The organism is Nocardiopsis oceanisediminis (assembly GCF_048595525.1).
GTDB classification, from domain to species: Bacteria; Actinomycetota; Actinomycetes; order Streptosporangiales; family Streptosporangiaceae; genus Nocardiopsis_A; species Nocardiopsis_A oceanisediminis.
In genome coordinates this window covers 541,360-562,744 of sequence record NZ_JAFMZJ010000001.1, presented here as the reverse complement: position 1 = coordinate 562,744, position 21,385 = coordinate 541,360, and the positions used below count along the sequence as shown (strand labels likewise).

Genomic DNA, 21,385 nt, shown 5'->3' with positions numbered 1-21,385 from the left:
CGCCGCTGATCACCTCCGGCGGCCCCGGCCCGGGCCGCGCGGGCCGCCGCGCCGGGCCGAGGGCCCTCCCCGGCCCGTCCGCGGCCCGCCGCGATCCGCCCCGTGCCGGCGCCGCAGCGCCTCGCGGATCGAAGGCGGCGCCGAACGCCGCGTCCCCTCCCCCCGGCGGGCCTCCAGCAGAGCGCCGACCATGACCTCCTTGCGGGCCTCCAGATCACGCCCATAGGCGCCGATCGCCGCCTGCACCAGAGCACGATCGGAACCGAACGCCGTTGGGTCCAGGCCCTGAAGCGCCTCGGCCGCCAGATACAGGTCGGCCCGCTCGCGCGAACGCGTCATCGCCGGATACAGCGAATTGGCGTCGGCCCCGATGCCGTACACGTGCACCCGCTCGCACGTCAGCCCCTGGGCCGCGGCGATAGTCATCGCATACCCCAGGCTCACGTCACCGCGCGCCAGCGCCTCCGGAGAGAACCACGCACTGCGCTCGCCCTCGCGCGAGCGCCACCGCACCCGCACCCCCCGCCGCGCATCCACCTCCGCGACCACGCCGCGCACCCCGTTCAGGACATCGGGCCCCTCCCCGCGCCGGGACCGGTAGTCGTTGCGCCGCACCCGCACCACGTCCCCCGCCGACAGCTCCAGGCGCCCGCCGCCGCGCAGCGCGAACCCGACCTCGGCCTCCCCCAGCCACCCCGCGTCGCGCGCCAGTGAGCGCATCCGGGCGTTGAGTTCGTCGACGTCGCTGTTGCGCGCCGCCAGCACCAGCACGTCCTCGGCCGCGCGGTGCGGGTCGGCGATCCCCCGGCGATCGGCCAGCCACGCCTGCGCGATGGCGGCATGGGCCTCATGGGCGCGCCGCGCGGCATGCACCCGGCCGGCCCCGCCCCACACGGCCAGCGCACTGGAGTGGCCGCCCTCCACCCACAGCTCCAGGGCCTTGCGGTCCACATCGCGGCGCTGGCGGCGGTTCTCCCGCAGGGTGTGGCCCCCGACGATGCGGTGCACCTCCGCGAAGGAGCCGCCCACGCCCACCGCGCGCAGCTGGGCCGGGTCGCCGATGCCCACGACCTTGGTACCGGCACGCTCGGCGGCGGCCGTCAGCGCGGCCATCGAGTGGTCGTCGACCATGGCGGCCTCATCGATGACCAGCACGTCCACCCCCTCCAGGCCCTCCCCGGACTCGATCCGCGCCAACCAGGAGGCCACCGTGCGCGCAGCGATCCCCGACTCGGCCTCCAGATTCGCCGCGGCCACCGCGGCAGTCGCCGCCCCGGCCACCCGAAGCCCCTGGGCCGACCAGCCCTCGAAGACCGCGCTCATCAGCGTGGTCTTGCCGGCCCCGGCCACCCCCCGCACCGCCTCGACGCCGTGCCCCTCCACCAGCAGCCGCAGGGCGCACGCGCGCTGCTCACCCGACAGGGCGAACCCGCGGCGCTCCTCGAAGGCCGCGAGCGCCTGCTCGGCCTGCTCCACCGGCACCGCGGCCGCCCCCGCGCCCAGGCGCCGGCGCGCCGACAGGGTGATCGTCCGCTCGGACTCCACGATCCTGCGCGAGGTCCACTGCGCGGAGTTGGACAGATGCGTCTGCGGCCCGCCTCCCAGCGCGACGGCGTCCGGGCCACGCAGAACCGCGTCGGTGAGCACCTCCAGCTCCGAGAGCCCGGACACCCCCTGCGGCAGGGCCTGCAGCACCGCCGCCATCACCTGGGTGCGGGTGGCCACCTTGCGCTGGGCCGTCACCCCGGTCTCGGGGTCCCACACCGCCGCGCACAGCTCCTGCAGGTCCACCCGCGCACCGCCGCGCCCGACCCCCGAGCGCAGGCCCGGCAGGCCCGCGGCCAGTACTGCATCGGGGTCATAGCCCGCCTCGCGCGCTCGACGGCGCCAGGACCGCCGGGCACTGCCCGGTTCCTGATCGGGCCGCTTCGCCTCGGCCAGCGCGCGGGCCACCGCTTGGCGCTGCGCCGTAGAGGCGCCGGCGGCGGCGTGCGCGTCGATCTGGCGGGCCCGGGAGCTGAAACCGGAGCGCAACCGGGCATCGAAGCCCGCGATCTCCCATTCGCCCGAGCGTTCGTCCCGTTTCCAGACGGCGCCGTAGCGCTCGCTGAGCCGGCGGCGCATGCGGGCCTTGGCCAGCTCGCCGGCCACGGCCACGTGGCGGTGCAGGTCGCGCCCGCCGGCCGCCAGGGTGCGCCAGCGGCCGTCCTCGCACTCGATCAGGTTGGGGATGGTCACATGGGCGTGGATGTGCGGGTCGCCGGCCTGCCCGGCCACCGGCCGGGCCGAGCGGTGCAGCGTCACCGTCGCGGCGAAGCCGGCCGATTCCACCCGCCGGGCGCGGGCCCCGTCGCCGTGGTGGCCGGCCAGCCCGTAGGCCGTCCACTCCTCGACCGCCTGGACGGTCTCGCGCACCGAGTCCAGGTAGATCTCCTCGAACTCGGCCGCATCTGCCTCGTCCATCAGCCCATAGGCCACCGACATGCTCTTGGGCATGTTCAGCACCAGGTCATAGCCCATATTGCCGACGGCCACGCGGTCATCGGCGTGGCGGCGGGCCCTGGCCAGCTCACCGGCCTCCCACAGGATCCCGGGATCGATCCCGGCGGCCCCGGCCACCGCCTCCAGGTCGCCCACCGCGGCCCGGTGGGCCGCGCCGTCGCGCAGCACGCCGCGCTCCAGGCGCCGCCACCGCGCGGCCAGGCGCTCCGACCCCAGCAGCTCGACCGGGTCCATGCCTTCATGCCGGGAGGGGTCGGCGGCCGCGGCCACCGCCCGCACCGCCTCGACCAGGGGCTGGGCGGAGAGCTTGGCCCGGGGGTCGACCGCCGTCTTGGGGGCGACCAGCTGCTCGCCGGTGCGCGGATCGCGCCCGGCCAGCGCGGCGCGCACCTCATCGACCTCGGCCTCGGTGTCCACGGTGGTGCCGGGGGCCCGGCCGAACCGGCCCCAGCCCGACCCGATCCGCTCCAGGGGCCGGTCGGCCCCGCCCAGCCGGTACTCCACCTGCCGGTTCCCGGCCGCGTCATGGTCGTGGGCGCGGTGGTCGCAGCCGCACTGGCCGCTGAGGCGGTACTCGATCTGCTCGGCGCTGCGCAGTTTCACCACCGCGGCCACGGCGCCTCCGCCCGGCCGCAGGAGGGCCCCGGTGCCGCAGCGGGACCGGGCCGGTTCACTCCCGGTCCGCGGCCCACCAGGGCAGCTCCGCTCTGCGCTTGTCCGAGCCGCGCCCCGGCCCCGGGCGGGCGTTCCACATCAGCAGCAGGTCCGCGGCGCGGTAGCGCGCCCGCGGGTACCAGCGCCGGCCGTCGACGGTGTCGGGCAGGGTGTCGGGCCGGTCGTCCTTGATCTGGGTGAGGCTGCGCCCGTCCACGCCGATCAGCTTCGCGAACCCCACCAGGGTGACCTCGCGCTCCAGATCGGCGGCCGGGAGCTCGGCGGGGTCGGGGCGGCGCGGGCGGAAGGCCTCGAGTGCGACGGGGTCGTAGAGGGCGCTGCCCCCGCCGCCGCCCTTTTCGCTCATGCCGGTGCGGTAGCGCTCCGGGCGCGGGAAGTCGGGGTAGTAGCGCGGCATCACGTGCACTGCGTAGGCGTGGCTGTAGCCGACTTCGGCGGCCCATTCCTTGAGCGTTACCAGCGGCCGCTCTTCGGGGCCGCGGCGCGGATCGGACGGCATCTGCCCGCCTTTCGCACCGGTGTCGGGCGGGCCGACACGCTTGGGGGAATTGTGACGATACCAGCGCTCTGATGCTTTAGCGCTTTCCGTTCGGGTTGCACATGTCGCAGTCCTCGATGTCGTGCGCGCCGCAGTGCTCGCGGACGATCGGGTCGATCCGTTCCTTCATGGTTCACCTCCTCTCACTGTTGAGTTCTCAAAGCTCGGGGCCTCGGGGGGCCTTCACTTAAGAGTCTACCCTTATTGCTGGTGGGTAAACCTACTGGTTGGCGCGGATCCCGTTACCGCAGGTGCAGACCTCGCCGTTGGGCAAAGTGCCGATGTTGTTGCAGCTCGGCGTGTTGGTGCAGTTACCCGGGGTGTCCGCCACGCTGCGGGCGGGGCGGTGCTTCCAACCCGGGGTGGCCTTGTTCTTGTCCTTGTCCTTCGCCATGGCTCCTCCTTGGCGTCCATGCCGCGCGAGGGGTCGCGCGATTGTTGCGGTGGGGCTCGGCCCGACGGGCCGGGCCGGGCCGGGGGGCATTCACAATCGGCTCCGAATAGGGCGGGGGTCTCCCTCGCCCCTACTGTTGCCGTCCGTGCCCCCCGGCTCGGGCCGGGAGGGACCCGGCGGGGTGGGCTCCGAAACAATCGGGTGGGCCCGGAACCCGGCCGGATCGCAGATCCCAGCGCGCTTGTACGGCCACCGCCGGCACGCCGCTAAAGAAACCTTTAGATATAACTTGCTTCCTTTCTTCTCTTCTCCCTCCCCCTTCCTCTTCCTCCCTTCCTCCACCCCTTCCAGCTTTCGCCTCTTTTTCTCTTTTCGCTCTCTTTGTTCTTTTTGTCTGACTTAGTTGGGAATTCGCCGCACGGGAGTGGTATCTCGTCCGGTTCTGTCCCGATTCCTGGCTCCGGCGCGCTGGTGGTGCGGTGGTGGGCGCTACGTTGATGGCGTGCTGATGGGGCGGGACGAAGAGGAGGCCGCCGTCGCCCTGCTGGTCGACGGGGCGCGGGCCGGGCTGAGCGGGGCGCTGGTGGTGCGTGGGGAGGCCGGGATCGGCAAGACCGCGCTGCTGGACGCCGCCGCGCGCGGCGCCGACGGGGTGCGGGTGCTGCGGGCGACCGGGGTGGAGGCCGAGGCCGGGCTGCCGTTCGGCGCGCTGCACATGCTGCTCCGGCCGGTGCTCCCCGCCGTCGACGACCTGCCGGAGAAGCAGGCCGCGGTGGTGCGCGGCGCGCTCGGGCTCTCCGAAGCCGAGCCGGGCGAGCGGTTCCTGGTCGGCCTGGCGGTGCTCACCCTCCTGTCCGACCTGGCCGCCCGGCGGCCGGTGCTGTGCCTGGTCGACGACGCGCACTGGCTCGACGACGCCTCCGCCGACGTACTGCTGTTCGCCGCCCGGCGGCTGCACGCCGAGGGGGTGGCGTTCCTCTTCGCCGCGCGCGACGGATTCGACGCGCCCGGCATCGAGGAGCTCGCGCCCGCGCCGCTGGACCGGGAGGCCGCCGTCGGGCTGCTCGCCGACCGCTTCCCCGGCCTCCCCCGCGATGTGCGGGACCGGGTCCTCGCCGAAGCCGAGGGGAATCCGCTGGCCCTGGTCGAGCTGCCCGGCGGCCTCACCGGTGAGCAGCGGGCCGGCCGCGCCGCCGCGCCGGCCGCGTTCCCCGTCCGGCGGCGCGTGCTGGACTCGCTGGGCGCCCGCATCGACCGGCTGCCCGAGGGGACCCGGCTGCTGCTGGCCATCGCCGCCGCCGAGGGCACCGGCGAGCTGGGCACCGTGCTGCAGGCCGCGCGGGCGCTCGGCGCCGCCGAGAGCGACCTGGACCCGGCCGAGCGGGCCGGCCTGGTGCACGTCTCTGGTGTCGCGCTCGCCTTCCGCCACCCGCTGATCCGCTCCGCGTGCTACCAGGCGGCGCCGCCGTCGCTGCGGCTGGCGATCCACCGCTCCCTGGCCGGGGTCCTTGACGGGGACCGGCGGGCGCTGCAGCTCGCCGCGGCCGCCACCGGGCCGGACGACGGAACCGCCGCCGAGCTGGAGCGGGCCGCCGAGCGGGCCCGGCGCCGGGGCGCCCTCCCGTCCGCGGTGCCGTTCTACGAGCGCTCCGCCGGCCTCAGCACCGACCCCGCGGACCGGGCCCGGCGGCTCACCCGGGCCGCCCAGTCCTCGATCACCGTGGGCCGGACCGAGCGGGCGGACGCCCTCGCCGAGCAGGCGGCGGCGCTGACCCGCGACCCGGTGCTGCTGGCGGGCACCGCGATGGTGCGCGGCGCCGTGGAGATCGAGCGGGGCGTGCCGGCCCGGGCGGCGCGGGTGCTGCTCGACCGCGCCGCGCCGATCACCGGACGGGATCCGGCCCTCGCGCTGACCCTGCTGGTCATGGCCGCCGACGCGGCCTGGGCGGCCGGCGAGGGCGGGGCGGTCCGGGAGGCTGCGCGGTTGGCGGAGGGGATCTCCGCGGAGCCGGGCGGCGCGGACGGGTTCCTCCCCGCTCCGGGGCCGGTCGCCGCGTCCGTGGCCGCACTCGGCCTGCTCGCGGCGGACGAGGTCCGGGAAGCGCTGCCGCGGCTGCGCGGCGCGGTCGCGTCGGGCCTGTCCAGCCCGCCGGACAGCCTCATCGTCCGGCTGCACCTGTGCGCGGTGGCGCTGCTCATCGGGGACGACGAGGCGGCCGCGGAGCTGGCGGGCGCGGACGCCGCCGCCACCTGCCGGCGCGGCCTGCTCGGCGCGCTCCCCGCGGTGCTGCAGATGCATGCGCAGGCACAGCTGATGGCCGGGCGGCACCGCGACGCCGCCCTGTCACTGGCGGAGGCGTCGGCCTTCGCGCGCGATACCGGGCAGACGCACCGCGGCGCCCGGCTGAACGCGGTGGCCGCGCGGGCCGCGGCCATCGAGGGCGACGCGGAGCGCTGCCAGCGCCTCGCCGGGCGGTCCGCCGGGACAGCGGAGTCGGCGGCGGCCGCGGAGTGCGCGCTCGGCCTGCTCGACCTGGTGTCCGGCCGCCCGGCCGAGGCGCTGCGCCGGTTCGCCGGGGCGCTGTCCGGTCCGGCGCGCGCCACCGGGCCGGCCGTCTCCTCCTCCGCGGACCTGGTCGAGGCGGCGGTACTGGCCGGGGAGCCCGAGCACGGCCGGAAGGCGCTCGCCGGGTTCGCGGTGTGGGCGCAGGCCTCGGACCGGCCGTGGGCCCGGGCGCTGGCGGCGCGCTGCCGCGCCCTGCTCGCCGATCCGGACGAGGCGGGCGGGCATTTCGCCGCGGCGATGGCGGAGCACGAGGCCGGCGGGCGGCCGTTCGAGCGCGCCCGGACCGCGCTGCTGTACGGGGAGTGGCTCCGGCGGCGCAAGCGGCGGGGCGAGGCGCGAGACCTGCTCCGCACGGCGCTGGAGGTCTTCGACCGGCTGGGCGCCGCCCCGTGGGCCGACCGGGCCCGCGCCGAGCTGCGCGCGGCCGGTGAGGCCGCCCCGGCCGGGGGCGGCGGCGCGCCGGCGTCCCTGCTCACCCCGCAGGAGCTGCAGATCGCCCGGTTGGCCGCCGGGGGTGTGAGCAACCGCGAGATCGCCGCGCGGCTCTTCCTGAGCCACCGCACCGTCGAGTACCACCTGTACAAGGCCTACCCGAAGCTCGGCGTCCGGTCCCGTGCGGACCTGGCCCGCCTGGACCTCTCCGACGGCTGAGGGTTCGCCGGGCCCCGCGAGCGCGTTCCGTCCCCGCGCCTCCCGGAGCCGTCCTCCGCCTCCGCCGGGGCGGCCCCGGCCGGTCGGCGGAAGAGCCGCCCGGGGGACCGGTCGGGGGAGCGTTCCGCGGCGGCGCCCCGGGCACCTCCCCCGCTCAGCGGTGCGGCCCGGGCCGGGCAGGGCAGGGCCGCCGAAGCCCTGCCGGCGGTCGAGGCGGTCTGGTCGGAGCGCTCGGCGGGACGGCGGCCGCGGCCCGCGTGGTCGCCCCGCCGGGCCGGACCCGGTGCCGCCACGTGGCGGGACCGGTGGCCGGCCCAGTGGCGGCACGGATTCGGACCGGCGGGGTGCGCGCCTACCGTCCTGTTCTGCGCCCCGGCACCGGGCCGGGCGCGGAGCGGAAGGGCGGGAGTCCGATGAGCAAGGCCGTCGTGTTCCACGAGCCGGGCGGGCCCGAGGTGCTGCGGGTCGTCGAGACCGAGGTGCCCGGGGCCGGTCCCGGGGAGGTGCTGGTCGAGGTGATGGCCGCCGGGGTGCAGCCGTTCGACGTGGCCGTCGTCGAGGGGTGGCTGCCCGCGGCGGTCGGGCCGATGGAGTACCCGCGCATCCCCGGCAATGAGTACGCCGGGGTGGTGCGGGAGGTCGGCGAGGGGGTCTCCGGGTTCGCGCCCGGGGACGAGGTGCTCGGGTTCAACGTGCTCGGCTCCTACCGCGAGCACGCGGTGTTCCCCGCCGACCAGATCACCGCCAAGCCCGCGAACATGCCGTGGGAGGTCGCCGGGGGTTTCACCGCGGCCGCGCAGACCGCGCACATCGCCCTGCAGGACATGGGGCTCGGCGCGGGCGAGACGCTGCTGGTGCACGGCGCCGCCGGGGCGGTGGGGTCGATGGCCGTGCAGCTCGCGCGGTTGAAGGGGGCGACCGTGATCGGCGCCGCCCGGGAGCCGCAGCACGACCACCTGAGGTCGCTGGGCGCGGTCCCGGTCTCCTACGGCGACGGCTTCGCCGACCGGGTGCGGGCGCTGGCCCCGGGCGGGGCGGTGCACGGCGCGATCGACGGGGTCGGCGGGCACGCCCTGGACGCGTCGTTGGAGCTGGTCGCGGACCGGTCGCGCATCTTCACCCTGGTCGAGCACGGCAAGGCCGCCGGCCTGGGCGTGCGGACCGTCCCGCCGAGGCGCTCCGCGGCGCGCCTGGCCGAGCTCGCCGACCTGTACGCCCAGGGGAGGCTCCGGGTGCACCTGCACCGCACCTTCCCGCTGGAGAAGGCGGCCGACGCGCACCGCCACTACAGGGCGGGCGGCATCCGCGGAAAGATCGTGCTCACCACCGACGCCCTGCACGCTGCGACCGGCGCGTGAGCCCGGCTCCGCGCCCCTCCCACGGCCGGAGCAGCGGGTAAGCGCGCCGCCCGCCGACCCCGTTTTTCCCCTGCAGGACCCCCTCCGCGGTCACGGCGGCGTCGAGTCGGCACTGCCCCCGGGCCGGCTTCCACCCGGATGGGCCGGGGCCGATGGCGGCGGGGCTCGGCGGCGGCGAAAACCCGACCGACGATCCAGGGCGCGGATGCGCCCGGAAAGGAAGGACCCCCATGGCCTCCACCTCCACCACCGTGGACGTCTGGCTGGACATCGTCTGCCCCTGGTGCTGGATCGGCACCCGGAACCTGGCCGCCGCCCTGGACCGCCTCCCCGAGGAGGAACGGGTCGAGGTGCGCCTGCGGGCGTTCGAGCTGGGCCCCGGAGGGCCGGGGCGGCCCGGCCTGCGGCTCGCCGAGGTGATGCGCACCGAGTGGGGCTTCGACGAGGGGCAGGCCGCCGCGCTGGTGACCCGGGTGAAGGCCGGCGGCCGGGCCGCCGGGCTCGACCTGGACCCGGAGAACGTGCGGCCGTTCGAGACCTTCGACGCGCACCGTCTGGTCCGGCTCGCCTCCGGGCACGGTGTGGCCGGGCCGGTGCTGGAGCGGCTGTTCCGCGCCTACAACATCGAGCACGCCGACCTGGGCGGGCGGGACGTGCTCACCGCGCTGGCCGCCGAGGCCGGTCTGGACCCGGCGGCGGCCGAGGAGATGTGGCGCACCGGCGCGCACGCCGACGGCGTGCGGCGCGACCGCGAGCTGGCGGTCGAGGCGGGGGTGACCGGGGTGCCGTCCTACCGGGTGAACGGCGGTAGGGCGGTCTCCGGCGCGCTCGGCCCCGGCGAGCTGCTGTCCCTGATCCGCGAAGCGGGGCAGGGGTGAGCGCGGAGCCGGGTCGGCGCACCGTCGCTGCGGTCTCGACCGGGCTGCTCCTGGGCGTGCTGCTGTCCGCGCTGGATCAGATGATCGTCGCCGCCGCGCTGCGCACCATCGCCGACCGGCTGGGCGGCGCGGAGGTCCAGGCCTGGGCGATGTCGGCCTACCTGGTGGCCTCGGTGGTGTCCACCCCGGTCTACGCGAAGCTCTCCGACGTGTACGGGCGGCGCCCGCTCTACGCCGCCTCGGTCGGGGTCTTCCTCGCCGGGTCGCTGCTGTGCGGGCTGGCCTGGTCGATGCCTGCGCTGGCGGTGTTCCGCGCCGTGCAGGGGGTGGGCGCTGGCGGGCTGATGGCGCTGGCCCTGGCGATCCTCGCCGACCTGCTGCCGCCCGAGCGCCGGGTGCGCCACCAGGCGTGGCTCGGCGCGGCGTTCGCGGTGGCGAGCGTGGCCGGGCCGGTGCTGGGCGGTTTCTTCGCAGGGGCCGAGACCGTGCTGGGGCTCGACGGGTGGCGCTGGGCGTTCCTGGTGAACCTGCCGGTCGGTGCGGCGGCGCTGGCCCTGGTCGCGGGGGCGCTGCCGCGGCCGGGGCCGGGGCCGGCCCGCGGCGCTGCCCGCCGGATCGATCTGCTCGGCGCGGTGCTGCTGGTCACCGCGGTCGTCCCGGTACTGCTGCTGGCCGAGTTCGGCGCCGAGTGGGGGTGGGCCTCGCCGGCCTCGGCCGCCGCCGGCGCGGTGGCGGCGGCGGGCGCGGTGCTGTTCGTCCGCGTCGAGCGGGCGATGGGCGGCGATGCGCTGCTCCCGCCCCGCCTGTTCCGGAACCGCGCGTTCACCCTGGTCAACGCGGTGAATTTCGCGGTGGGGATCGGGGTCTTCGGCGGTCTGCTGCTGCTTCCGCTGCACCTGCAGGCGGTGATGGGGCTCTCCCCGACGCAGGCGGGGCTGATGCTGGTGCCGCAGACCGCGGCGATCATCGCGGCCGGCCGGGTCGCGGGCCCGCTCGCGGTCCGCGGCGGACACCGCCCGATGCTGGTGCTGAGCACGGCGTGGATGGCCGGCTCCATGGCCGGTTTCGCGGCCCTCGGCGCGGACTCGCCGCTGTGGGCGGTGGGCCTGCTCGCCACCGCCATGGGCCTGGGCACCGGGGCCTTCTTCCAGGTGGTGGTGGTCGCCCTGCAGGACGGGGTACCCCCGGAGGACGTTGGCCTGGCCAGCGGCCTGTTCACCTTCTTCCGCCAGATCGGCGGCACGGCGGGCACCGTCGCCCTCGGCGCCCTCGCCTTCGGCCCCGGCCCGATGGAGGACTCCATCGGCACCGCCTACCTGACCGCGGCGGGCGTACTGCTGGCGAGCGCCCTGCTCCCTTTGGCGGCCTGCTCCAAGACCGCTTCCGCTCGACGAGGATGAACCAGGCAGAGACCCGCCTCCCTTGTCCAAAGAGAGGCGGTCCCACCGTCCCTCGCGGCCTCACCCGAGCCGCTTCTCCAGGTCGTTGAGCACCGCCTGTACGGGCGCCCAGCAGAGCCCGACGCTGTCGGCATCGAACCCCGGCTGGTCGACGAGCTCTCTATGCGGATGAACATAGTTCCGGAAATCCCGGACCCTGTGCATGAAATCCTTGGCGTCGAATTCGATCAGCTGCTTGCGGTGCATCACTTCGATCAGACCGTGCAGGCTGACCTGGTCCGGCTTTACGAGTTTGCCCTGGCGCCGGGGGAAGTTCTCGGCCCAGGCCTCTCCGTCACGCTCTCTCAGGATCGTCAGCAGCAGCCCTTCCATGAGGCTGCCGACACCGATGATCGCAAGGGTGTAGGCGCCGTTGCTCGCGCAGATGCGAGTCTCCTCAAGGCGGTTGAGGAGTACTTCCGCCGTCTTCTCGTCCTGGACGAGCGCCCGAAGGCGCTTTTCCAGCTCAGGAGGCTCGGACATCTGGACGGCGCCGCCCGCCCCCAACCTCCCCGCCACGGGCCGTCCGCCGATCTGGCTGATGACCAGGCCTTCGGGCCGCAGCTTCTCGTTGACCGCCTCTCGGACGGCGTCGGCCGCGTCGGCTCCCTCGTCATATTCCAGGGGGTCGCACACGCGGCACAGCAGCCGCTCAATGGCGGCGTGATCGTCGCGCCGAGCGGTCATCTCTTCGAGGAGCCACGGCACGCGGGCTTCCCCGTCGTACTCTGGTTCTCCCGGCCAGGCGGCTCCTCGGAGCAGCTCTTCCAGTTCCCAGCCCTTGCGCTCGTAGGGGCCTCCGATGTCGGCGATGACCTCGGCCAAGCGCCTCAGGGTCTTCGAATCGAGCGAGTGCATCAGCTCTCCTTCTGATCGGTCAGGTGCTGGGCGATCTCCATGACGTGCTGCAAGCGGGCGACGATCTTGCGGCCGCGCTTGCGGAACCCCAGTTCGGTCATGGCCTGCTTGATCCGCTCGTCCCTGCTGAGCTGCAGGCCGTCTTCGAGGAGCCACAGGCAGAGAGCGATCAGCTCCTGTTCTCCGTAGGCCCCGATCCCCAGGCCCGGGGCGACTTCGGGCCGCGGTCCGCGGACGGCCCCGGCGGACCGCCCGCCCCCTGCCGGCTTTCGGTCCTGCGGAACCGGTTCCGTCCGCTCAGGCTGTCGAGGGGGCGGGGAGGAGGCTGCGGAACGCCATGCGTCCGCTATCCGCTCGGCCTCCCTTTCAGGGTCGGCGAACCAGGCGGACGCCCATACCCGGTGGAAGCGCCACCCCAGTCGTTCGAGGTGCTCCTGGCGGAGACGGTCGCGGTCGCGTGCGCTGGGGGCTCGGTGGTAGGTGTCGCCGTCGGCTTCGACCGCGAGGACCATCCGGCCCGGTTCGTCCGGGTGCGCCAGGGCGAAGTCGATGCGGAAGCCGGAGAATCCCCATTGCGGGTACACCGGGATCCCCTTTGAGGAGAGCCGCCGCGCGATGTCGGCCTCGAACCCGTTGAGCTCGCCCCCGGTGGAACGCCCGGAGGCATCGGGGTCGCCTCCGGCGGCGGCGGTCTCCAGGAAGCGCCGCAGCAGCTCGGTACCGGTCTCCCGGTCGGAGGGCGCGAGAGCGGCGGGCGGGAACGAGCTGACGACGGTCATTCGCCGCTTCGCCCGGGTGACCGCGACGTTGAGCCTCCGCTTGCCGCCCTCCCGGTTGAGCGGACCGAATCCGCGTGCGTCGATCCTCCCGGTGGCGGCCTTCGCGACGCCGATGCTCAGCACGATGGCGTCCCGTTCGTCGCCCTGGACGGTCTCGATGTTCTTCACGAAGAACCTGCTGGACGCCCCGCCTTCTTCCGTGAAGAAGTCCTCCAGATCGGTGCGCTCCCTGCGCGCCTCGCGCACCGCTTGCTCGATCCGGGCCCGGTGCGGGTCCCCGAGCGTGATGACTCCGAGGCTCTCGTCCGGACGCTGCTCGGCGTGTTCGAGCACGAGTTCCGCCACCCTGCGCGCCTCAACGGACGATGAGCCGTTCCGCCCCGGTGGGACCGTCCCGTCCACGACCTCCAGCCGCAGCGGGTCCTCCTGTTCCGGACCGGGAAAGGTCACCAGGTCATTGCCATAGATCTCCCTGTTGGAGAAGGCGATCAACCGCTCGTCGCGACTGCGGTAATGCCAGCGGAGCCGATGCCGGCCCGACGGGGGCAGGAACCCGTTCAGGGCTCCCAGTATCGACTCGTAATCGCGGAGTTCGGTCTCCTGCTCCTCTCCGGTGTCATCATCGTCTGCCAGCAGCCGGGTGAACCAGGACGACGGGGGAAGCTGATGGTCGTCCCCGGCGACCACCAGCCGCTCACCGCGCATGATGGAGGTGATCGCGTCATGCGGCTGAACCTGGCTGGCCTCGTCGAAGACCACGAGGTCGAAGAGACGGCGCGCGGGAAGCACCTGGCTGACCACGAGCGGGGACATCGCCCAGCACGGCCGCAGCGCCATCATCATTTCGGACGCCTGTTCCACCTGCTTGCGCATGGAAAGGTGGCGTGTTCTCTTCGCCGCCTGTTTGCGGATCAGCTCGGCCTGCCCGGGGAAGTCGTCCATCGCCTTCCGCAATCCGAAGGCGACCCTGCGCCGGACCCGGCGGGCGGTTGTCTCCCTGTGCTCCCTGTCGACATCTCGGAACTCCGCCGCAACCCGTTCATGCTGGACTCCGTTGAATTCGCGCAGTGTTCCGCAGGAGAACCGGAACCGCTGGTCCAAAGAGCGGAGCCAGGTATGCCAGAACACCGAAACCGCCTCGTCAGGAGTTGCGCCCCGTTCCGCGATCTCGGCGAGCAGATCGTCCATCCCCAGCCTGCTGAACAGGGCACGCGACTGGTTCAGCCCCGGGAGGTAGAACAGCATCTCCTGGTCACCGTGGAGTTCGCCCAAGGCCGTTCGGAGCCGTTCCGGCCGGGAATCGCGCAGGTCGTCGGAGTTGGTGACCATGGCGACCGCGGTGAGCTCGCGCCGCAGTTCCCGATAGGAACCGCCTGCCTCCGCCAGTCCTTCGATCTTCCCCGGCCGCCCCTGGGCGCCGCCCATTTCCCGCCAGCGGTCGCACACCGCTGCCGCTTCCAGCATCTGCCCGTGCAGCTCGGCCTTGGCCCCGATACCGCTCCGGCGCAACGACTTCAGCAGAGTGCGCCGCCGCCACCATGACGGCCGCCGGGGGAACCGGGCACGCTGCGACCACGGCGCGGTGGCGCCGCACAGCTCTTCAAGGTCTTCACCGAACAGCTCGGGGCCGAAGCGGTCGCTGATCTTCTCGGCCCTGTCGAGCAGTTCCAGTGCCTTCTCCCATGCGGCCAGATCATCGGGGACTTCGAGACCTGCGCGGGAGAGCAGAGCACGCATCTCCGCACTGCTCCGGGTCAGCTTCCTCTCCACCAGGTCGCTCAGCCTCCGGTGGATCTTCTCCGCCTCCTCTGCGCTGCTCACCTCTGCGTGGCACCAGGGGGTCTCCTTCCGTACGAGCCGCAGTCCCCCCTTCTCCACGAAGCCGCGGAGCTCGTCCGCAGCCCGCTGAACGACCTCGGCGTTCAGTGCGTCGAGCCGGTCCCGCGGGAAGGCGGGCACGGAGAACCGCCCGGATTCGCTCCCAAGGAGCCGTGCGCGCACCTCGTAGTGGCTGATTCCCCAGGGCGCCCTGTCGGCATGGAACTCTCGGGCGTAGGCGGCCAGTCGGCGCCTCCGGTCCATGAGTCGGGCGTGGGTGTCCGCCGCCTCCACCGGCGGCTCGCTCGGAATGCGGTCGAGGCTCTCGGCGAACTGCTGTGCGAGATGCCGCCGGCTGCCGCGGAGCCGGTGCGCGTCGAGTACCAGGTCTCCGAGGCCCGCATCGGCCAGGCGGTTCGTGACGGCTTCGATCGCCGCCCGTTTCTCCGCGACGAAGAGGACCCGCTTTCCACGTGCCGCCGCACCGGCGATGATGTTCGCGATCGCCTGGCTCTTGCCGGTCCCCGGAGGGCCTTCGATCAGGGCGTACCGCTTGCTCAGCGCTGCGTCGACCGCGCGGTGCTGCGAAGAGTCCGCGTCGAGGACGAGGAACTCTTCTTCCGGACGGACCGTGTCGACATCGCCGAACGTGGGGGAGCCGTCTTCAGCGCGGATGGCCGCTACCGCGGAGGAGTCCCCGGCGAGAGCCGCAACGAGGTCGTTCCCGGCCAGGAGGTCCGCCGCTCCTTGCAGGTCCTGGACCATGGCGAACTTCTCGTAGTTGAACATCCCGACAACGGCCGACGGCTGCAGGGCGAGGTCGACGCCCTGCTCCGCGGCGAGCTGCCGCAGTTCATCGAAGACGCTCCGGGTCTGCTCTCCTCGGTCCACCTGCTCGTCCAGGATCCGTGCCACCTTGCCGGTGAAGCGTTCGGTATCGATGTCCAGCGAGTAACCGCGGCGGAGCGCGTGCAGGAGGACCGGATTGATCTCCGTCTCCCCGAACAGCTGCATGCAGAGCCCTTTATCCGCCACTGACCGGGCCTCGAAGGCGACCTGCTGCAGCAGGAGCGGGGAGCGCAGCACGAGAGGGCGGTCGGAACCGCGGCGACGCCGCTCTCCTGTGACTTCCACGAGGCCGAAGGCGACCCTTGCGACGTCCACTCCCTGCTCCTCGGCGAGCTCTCTGACCTTGCGGTGGAGTGAGCGCACCCGGGAGACGGCGTCCTGAAAGCGGGCTTCATCCTGGAAGAGCCTGTGAAGTCCGGTCTTCTTTCCAGAAAAAAACCCAGAAAGCGCTTCTTGCTCGCAACCCGCCAGCTCAAGGCTCGATTTTCGGCCCCCCTTGAACTTGACCAGCGCGTTCCGGGGCCCGAGATCTATGAGATCGCTCGCCCACTCTTCGACCTTGGAATTGACGAGCTCAAATCGGCGGCGATCAGCGTTTTCGGGCACGGGGGGCCTCCACCGGGAACGGCTTTCCTCTTTCCGCTCCACGCCAGGGAACGGAGCCCACCATTCCGAAGTGAGCCTTTCAGATTCTCAGACATCCACCCTTCGGTCAACTTCCCTTTTCGCCTGGAAAATCTACACTCGGAGCAACGATTCACCAACCGATCCAGCACTACCATAAGGAGATTCAGGAAATTCGATCAAATAAATCCCATTCTCTGACAAACCTCCGATTCCTCCTTGCCGGCGCACGTCCCCCGCACCGCCGTTCCGGGAGAGTCCGCCATGGAGAAAGGCGACCGCCCCCGGTCCCATCCAGGGCCGGGGGCGGTGCTGCTGCGGGAGTGCGCAGGTCAGTCGGTGCCGGATTCCATGGCGGCGCGGTCCAGGGGGTCGTCCTCGGTGGAGGCCTGGCCGCTGGAGGCGATGGCTTCGGCGCCGCCCTCGGGCATGGCGCCGATGAGGCCGCTGGAGGCGGCCTGGGCGGCGCCGATCGGGGTCGGGTGCGGGCCGCCGCCGACCATGCCGAGGCCGGCGTACTGCTCCAGCTTGGCGCGGGAGTCGGCGATGTCCAGGTTGCGCATGGTCAGCTGGCCGATCCGGTCCACCGGGCCGAAGGCGGAGTCCTCGGTGCGCTCCATGGAGAGCTTGTCCGGGTGGTAGCTGAACGCCGGGCCGGTGGTGTCCAGGATGGAGTAGTCCTCGCCGCGCCGCAGCCGCAGGGTCACCTCGCCGGTGACCGCGGTGCCGACCCAGCGCTGCAGCGACTCGCGGAGCATCAGCGCCTGCGGGTCCAGCCAGCGGCCCTCGTACATGAGCCGGCCGAGGCGGCGGCCCTCGCTGTAGTAGGCGGCCAGGGTGTCCTCGTTGTGGATGGCGTTGACCAGCCGCTCGTAGGCGGCGTGCAGCAGCGCCATGCCCGGGGCCTCGTAGATGCCCCGGCTCTTGGCCTCGATGACCCGGTTCTCGATCTGGTCGGACATGCCCAGGCCGTGCCGGCCGCCGATGGTGTTGGCCTCCAGGACCAGGTCGACGGCGGAGGGGAAGCGCTTGCCGTTGATGGTCACCGGCCGGCCCTGCTCGAAGCCGATCACGACGTCCTCGGCGGCGATCTCGACCTCGGGGTCCCAGAACCGGACGCCCATGATCGGGTCGACGATCTCCACGCCGGTGTCGAGGTGCTCCAGCGACTTGGCCTCGTGGGTGGCGCCCCAGATGTTGGCGTCGGTGGAGTAGGCCTTCTCGGTGCTGTCGCGGTAGGGCAGGCCGCGCTCCTGCAGCCACTCCGACATCTCCTTGCGGCCGCCGAGCTCGCTGACGAAGTCGGCGTCCAGCCACGGCTTGTAGATCCGCAGCGCGGGGTTGGCGAGCAGGCCGTAGCGGTAGAACCGCTCGATGTCGTTGCCCTTGAAGGTGGAGCCGTCGCCCCAGATCTGCACGTCGTCCTCGAGCATCGCGCGGACCAGCAGGGTGCCGGTGACCGCGCGGCCGAGCGGGGTGGTGTTGAAGTAGACGCGGCCGCCGGAGCGGATGTGGAACGCCCCGCAGGCCAGGGCGGCGAGGCCCTCCTCCACCAGGGCGGCGCGGCAGTCGACCAGCCGGGCGACCTCCGCCCCGTAGGCCGTGGCGCGCCCCGGCACCGAGGCGACGTCGGGTTCGTCGTACTGGCCGACGTCGGCGGTGTAGGCGCACGGAACGGAACCGTTCTCGCGCATCCACGCGACGGCCACCGAGGTGTCGAGACCCCCGGAGAAGGCGATCCCGACGCGTTCGCCGGCGGGCAGGGAAGTGAGCACCTTGGACATGTTGATAAGTATGCATGCCGATGAATGATCATGCAAACCAGGGTTTCGCGGCCGGACCTGCGGAAGGGCTCCGCGGGCCCGGCCGCCGCGCGCGGTTCGGCGGTCAGGCGGTGAAGTCCAGGACGAAGTCGAACTCGGCCGCCTTGCCGGAGGCGTCGTCCCGGACGTTCATCAGCAGCCGCGGGTCGAAGATCAGGTCGGTCCCGTTGCGCGGCTCGCCCGGGAAGTAGAGCTGGGTGGTGAGCACCGGCCGGCTCGGCGCCTGCACCTTGACGTGCAGGTGGCGGGTGCGGCCGGGGTAGAGCCCGGGGACGACGGTGGTCAGGCGGAAGGCGCCGTCCGCGGCGGTGTACTGGTGGCCGCGGTAGTCGTAGCCGGCGTTGTCGTAGGCCCCGGCGTCGTCGGCCTGCCAGAAGTCCAGCAGGGCGCCGGCCACCGGGCGGCAGTCCCGGGTGAAGACGTACCCGGAGACCGCCAGCGGCACCCCGGGGTCGCCCGGGACCACCAGGTCGGAGCGGTTCGGCGAGTCCGGCTTGAAGTAGGGGCCCTCCATCTGCGGGGGCGTGGGGTCGTCGCCGTCGTCGCACTGCGGGGTGGGGTCCAGCAGGCGCTCGCCCGGGGCCCGGTCGCGGGCGAGCGCGGGGACCGCTCCCGGTGCGGACAGCAGGGCCGCGGCGGGGGCCGCGACCAGGGCGGCCCTCAGCAGGGCCTTGCGGGTCGGCCCGCCCTGCTCCGGCCGGTCGGGGCGGTCGTCGTTCTCAGCCATGGTGGCGCTCCTCGTGGAGGGGAGGTGCGGAGCGGGGCCCGGCCGGGACTCCCTGCGGGTGAGGACGACGCTACGGTCCGTCCCCGGGGCGGGCGATGGACGGATCCCGGCGGGCGTGGTCCTTCTCCGGGGCGGCGCGGGACCGGCGGCGGTACTCCCCCGGGCTGCTCCCCGTCTCCCGGCGGAAGAACCGGCAGAAGTAGGCGGGGTCGGTGAAGCCGACCGCGCGGGCCACCGCGGCCACGGTCAGCCCGGTGCCGGAGAGCAGCCGCTTGGCCTCCAGGGTGCGGGCGCCGCGGAGCAGCGCGCCGGGGGTCCGGCCGGTGGACCGCTTCACCGCGTCGGCCAGGTGGCCGGGGGTCACCCCGAGGCCGGCGGCCGCTTCGGCGACCGTCATGCCGGCGGCCGCGGCGGGGCCGTCGAGCAGGCGGAGGAAGCGCTCGGCCGGTGCGTCCGCGGCGGCGGAGGGCCGCGCCGCAGGCCCCCGGCCGGCCGACCGGGCCGCCCGGGTGAGCAGGATGTGCAGGTAGGCGCGGAGGATCGAGGCCATGCCGGGCCGGCGGGCGCGGAACTCGCGCAGCATCTCGCCGAGGACCCCGGCCGCCTCGGCCGCGGCCTCGGGGTCCAGCGGCTGCCAGGGGCGCTCGGCGGCCAGCCGGCGGAGCAGCTCGCGGTCGCCCGGCCGGTCCAGCAGGAAGGCGTCCTCCAGCAGGACGACGTGGCCGTTCACCCCGCGGGCGGCGGCCCAGTGGTGGACCTGGCCGGCGGCGAGGACGCCCAGGTTGGGCGGGGTGATCGGCCACCGGCGCATGTCGATGACGTGCTCGCCGGCGCCGGCCGTGACGTGCACGATCTCGTGGAAGGTGTGCCGGTGCGGAAAAGCGGCCCGGGACAGCGGGCCGATCGTGTCGAAGGTCCCGATGGCGAACGGGAAGAGCTGCGGGGCGGGGACCGCCAGCCGGTGCAGCTCCATGGGGGAGGCCGTCTCCATGCGCGCTCTCCTACCCGGTGCGCGGGCCCGCTACTCCGCGCACCGGGCCCGCGGGCGGGCTCCGCTCGGGGCGGCCGGTTCCGGGGGCTACTCGGCGGGCTCCGCGGACCGGTCCCCGTCCCGGTCGCGCTCGGCGGCGATGGCGGTGACCCGGCCGCGGACCGCGAACCAGCCGGCGAACAGCGCCGCGGCCAGCAGCGGGAGCGACATCAGGGTGTAGCGGCCCGCCTCGTCGAACCACATCAGCACGATGACGGCGGCGAAGAAGGCCAGGGTCGCGAGGTCGGTCCAGGGGGAGCCGGGGAGGCGGAAGGAGGGGCGGACCACCTGCCCGGCGCCGGCCTTCCGGACGAAGAGGAGGTGGCAGAGGATGATCATGCCCCAGGTGCCGAGGACGCCGATCGCCGCGAAGTTGAGGATGATCTCGAACGCCTTCTCCGGCAGGGCGTAGTTGAGGCCGACGCCGAAGATGCACGCCGCGCTGGTCAGCAGGATGCCGCCGTAGGGGACCTGGTTGCGGCTCATCACCCCGGTGAAGCGGGGCGCCGAGCCGGCCATCGCCATCGAGCGCAGGATCCGGCCGGTGGAGTAGAGGCCGGAGTTGAGGCTGGACATGGCGGCGGTCAGCACCACCAGGTTCATCACGTCGCCCGCGGCGGGCACGCCCAGCCGGGACAGGACGGTGACGAACGGGCTCTCTCCCGCGCTGAACGCCGAGGAGGGCAGCAGCATCGCGAGCAGCAGCACCGAGCCGACGTAGAAGACGCCGATCCGCCACATGATCGAGTTGATCGCCTTGGGCATGATCTTCTCCGGTTCGGCGGTCTCGCCGGCGGTCACCCCGACCAGCTCCACCGAGGCGTAGGCGAAGACCACGCCCTGGACGACCAGGACCAGCGGCAGGATCCCGTTCGGGAGGAAGCCGCCGTCCTGGAGCAGCAGGTGCGCCCCGCCGTCGTACCCGCCCACCTGGTGGCCGGTGGCCAGCAGGACGATGCCGATGAGCATGAACAGGACGAGCGCGGCGACCTTGATGATCGCGAACCAGAACTCCATCTCGCCGAAGATCTTCACCGAGATCAGGTTGACCGCCAGCACGATCGCCAGCGCCGCCAGCGCCAGCACCCACTGCGGCAGCGGGGAGAACAGGCTCCAGTAGTGGGTGTACATCGCGATCGCGGTGATGTCGGCGATGCCGGTCGTGGCCCAGTTGAGGAAGTACAGCCAGCCGCCGACGTAGGCGCCCTTCTCCCCCATGAACTCCCGGGAGTAGGAGACGAACGAGCCGGAGGAGGGGCGGTGCAGGATCAGCTCGCCCAGCGCGCGGACCACGAAGAACGCGAACACGCCGCAGACCGCGTAGGCCAGGGCCAGCGACGGGCCGGCGTCGTGCAGCCGCCCGCCCGCCCCGAGGAAGAGACCCGTCCCGATGGCGCCGCCGATGGCGATCATGTTGATGTGCCGCGCGCTCAGCGCCTTGCTGTACCCCGCGTCCCCGGCATCGGCGTGCCGGGTCCGCTCCGCGGTGGGGAGGGTCTCTTCGCTCATGTACACGTTTCCTGGTCGTCGAGCGGTGCTGTCGCCACCGCGCCGCACGAACGCGGGCACGGCTCCTCGCCCGCGGGCCGAACTCACGCCCGCGCAGCGAGGGAGCCTCCGGCCCCGCCGGTGCTGATGGCACCGCGCGCAGGCCTGCGGCGGCCGCCCGCGAGGGTGGGGGGCGGCTACCGAGGGAAACCGAGAGCCGCGCCGGTGCGGCGCAGATCCAGCGGAAAGCGTAACCACAGGTGGAGGGGGCGGGTTTCGCCCTGGGACGTGCCATGGATCACGAAATTCCCTACCTGGAATTCGCATTTTCACGACTCTGCGTAGCCGCCTCCCGCGTGAGCCCGGCACGGCGGCGGATCCGCGGCCC

At 73.4% G+C, this 21,385-nt stretch carries 13 protein-coding genes; 4 read left to right on the top strand and 9 right to left on the bottom strand.

The annotated features are described in order from the left end of the window. Positions 1-9: 9 nt before the first annotated feature. From mobF to J0910_RS02990, 3 genes are all read right to left on the bottom strand, one after another. On the bottom strand, positions 10-3,117 hold the full coding sequence (gene mobF / locus J0910_RS03000) for a MobF family relaxase (protein ID WP_420156968.1): 3,108 nt from the start codon (positions 3,115-3,117) through the stop codon (positions 10-12). 55 nt (positions 3,118-3,172) lie between these two features. Next, entirely contained in the window at positions 3,173-3,676 is a 504-nt protein-coding gene (locus J0910_RS02995; RefSeq protein WP_420156967.1) for a hypothetical protein, read from the bottom strand. A gap of 259 nt (positions 3,677-3,935) precedes the next feature. Then, positions 3,936-4,109, bottom strand: coding sequence for a hypothetical protein (locus J0910_RS02990; protein ID WP_420156966.1), 174 nt, complete (start codon positions 4,107-4,109; stop codon positions 3,936-3,938). A 508-nt stretch (positions 4,110-4,617) separates the two neighbouring features. Here J0910_RS02990 and J0910_RS02985 point away from each other — a divergent pair. The 4 genes from J0910_RS02985 to J0910_RS02970 all read left to right on the top strand — a co-directional run bounded on the left by J0910_RS02985 (position 4,618) and on the right by J0910_RS02970 (position 10,962). Continuing rightward, complete coding sequence (locus J0910_RS02985) at positions 4,618-7,326, top strand: ATP-binding protein (protein ID WP_420161873.1); 2,709 nt, start codon at positions 4,618-4,620, stop codon at positions 7,324-7,326. A gap of 413 nt (positions 7,327-7,739) precedes the next feature. Next, positions 7,740-8,684 carry a quinone oxidoreductase family protein gene (locus J0910_RS02980; protein WP_420156965.1) on the top strand — a complete coding sequence of 315 codons (945 nt, stop codon included), beginning with the start codon at positions 7,740-7,742 and terminating at the stop codon, positions 8,682-8,684. A 230-nt stretch (positions 8,685-8,914) separates the two neighbouring features. After that, the gene (locus J0910_RS02975; RefSeq protein ID WP_420156964.1) at positions 8,915-9,562 is read left to right on the top strand and encodes a DsbA family oxidoreductase; all 648 of its coding nucleotides are present in this window, start codon (positions 8,915-8,917) and stop codon (positions 9,560-9,562) included. Beyond that, positions 9,559-10,962 carry a DHA2 family efflux MFS transporter permease subunit gene (locus J0910_RS02970; RefSeq protein ID WP_420156963.1) on the top strand — a complete coding sequence of 468 codons (1,404 nt, stop codon included), beginning with the start codon at positions 9,559-9,561 and terminating at the stop codon, positions 10,960-10,962. The genes J0910_RS02975 and J0910_RS02970 overlap by 4 nt, the downstream gene beginning before the upstream one ends. A 60-nt stretch (positions 10,963-11,022) precedes the next feature. On the opposite strand, the gene J0910_RS02965 is transcribed toward J0910_RS02970, so the two are convergent. The 6 genes from J0910_RS02965 to J0910_RS02940 form a co-directional block, all read right to left on the bottom strand. Further along, complete coding sequence (locus tag J0910_RS02965; protein WP_420156962.1) at positions 11,023-11,859, bottom strand: hypothetical protein; 837 nt, start codon at positions 11,857-11,859, stop codon at positions 11,023-11,025. After that, complete coding sequence (locus J0910_RS02960) at positions 11,859-15,911, bottom strand: AAA domain-containing protein (RefSeq protein WP_420156961.1); 4,053 nt, start codon at positions 15,909-15,911, stop codon at positions 11,859-11,861. Before J0910_RS02960 ends, J0910_RS02965 begins: the two co-directional genes overlap by 1 nt. 350 nt (positions 15,912-16,261) lie before the next feature. Further along, a complete protein-coding gene (gene argG / locus J0910_RS02955; protein WP_420156960.1) occupies positions 16,262-17,713 on the bottom strand; it encodes an argininosuccinate synthase in 1,452 nt (483 codons plus the stop codon). A gap of 103 nt (positions 17,714-17,816) precedes the next feature. Then, positions 17,817-18,479 carry a dioxygenase family protein gene (locus J0910_RS02950; RefSeq protein ID WP_420156959.1) on the bottom strand — a complete coding sequence of 221 codons (663 nt, stop codon included), beginning with the start codon at positions 18,477-18,479 and terminating at the stop codon, positions 17,817-17,819. A gap of 70 nt (positions 18,480-18,549) precedes the next feature. Beyond that, positions 18,550-19,470, bottom strand: a complete 921-nt coding sequence (locus J0910_RS02945) for a helix-turn-helix domain-containing protein (protein ID WP_420156958.1) — start codon at positions 19,468-19,470, stop codon at positions 18,550-18,552. 87 nt (positions 19,471-19,557) lie between these two features. Further along, on the bottom strand, positions 19,558-21,018 hold the full coding sequence (locus J0910_RS02940; RefSeq protein ID WP_420156957.1) for an amino acid permease: 1,461 nt from the start codon (positions 21,016-21,018) through the stop codon (positions 19,558-19,560). Between the last annotated feature and the right edge of the window lie 367 nt (positions 21,019-21,385).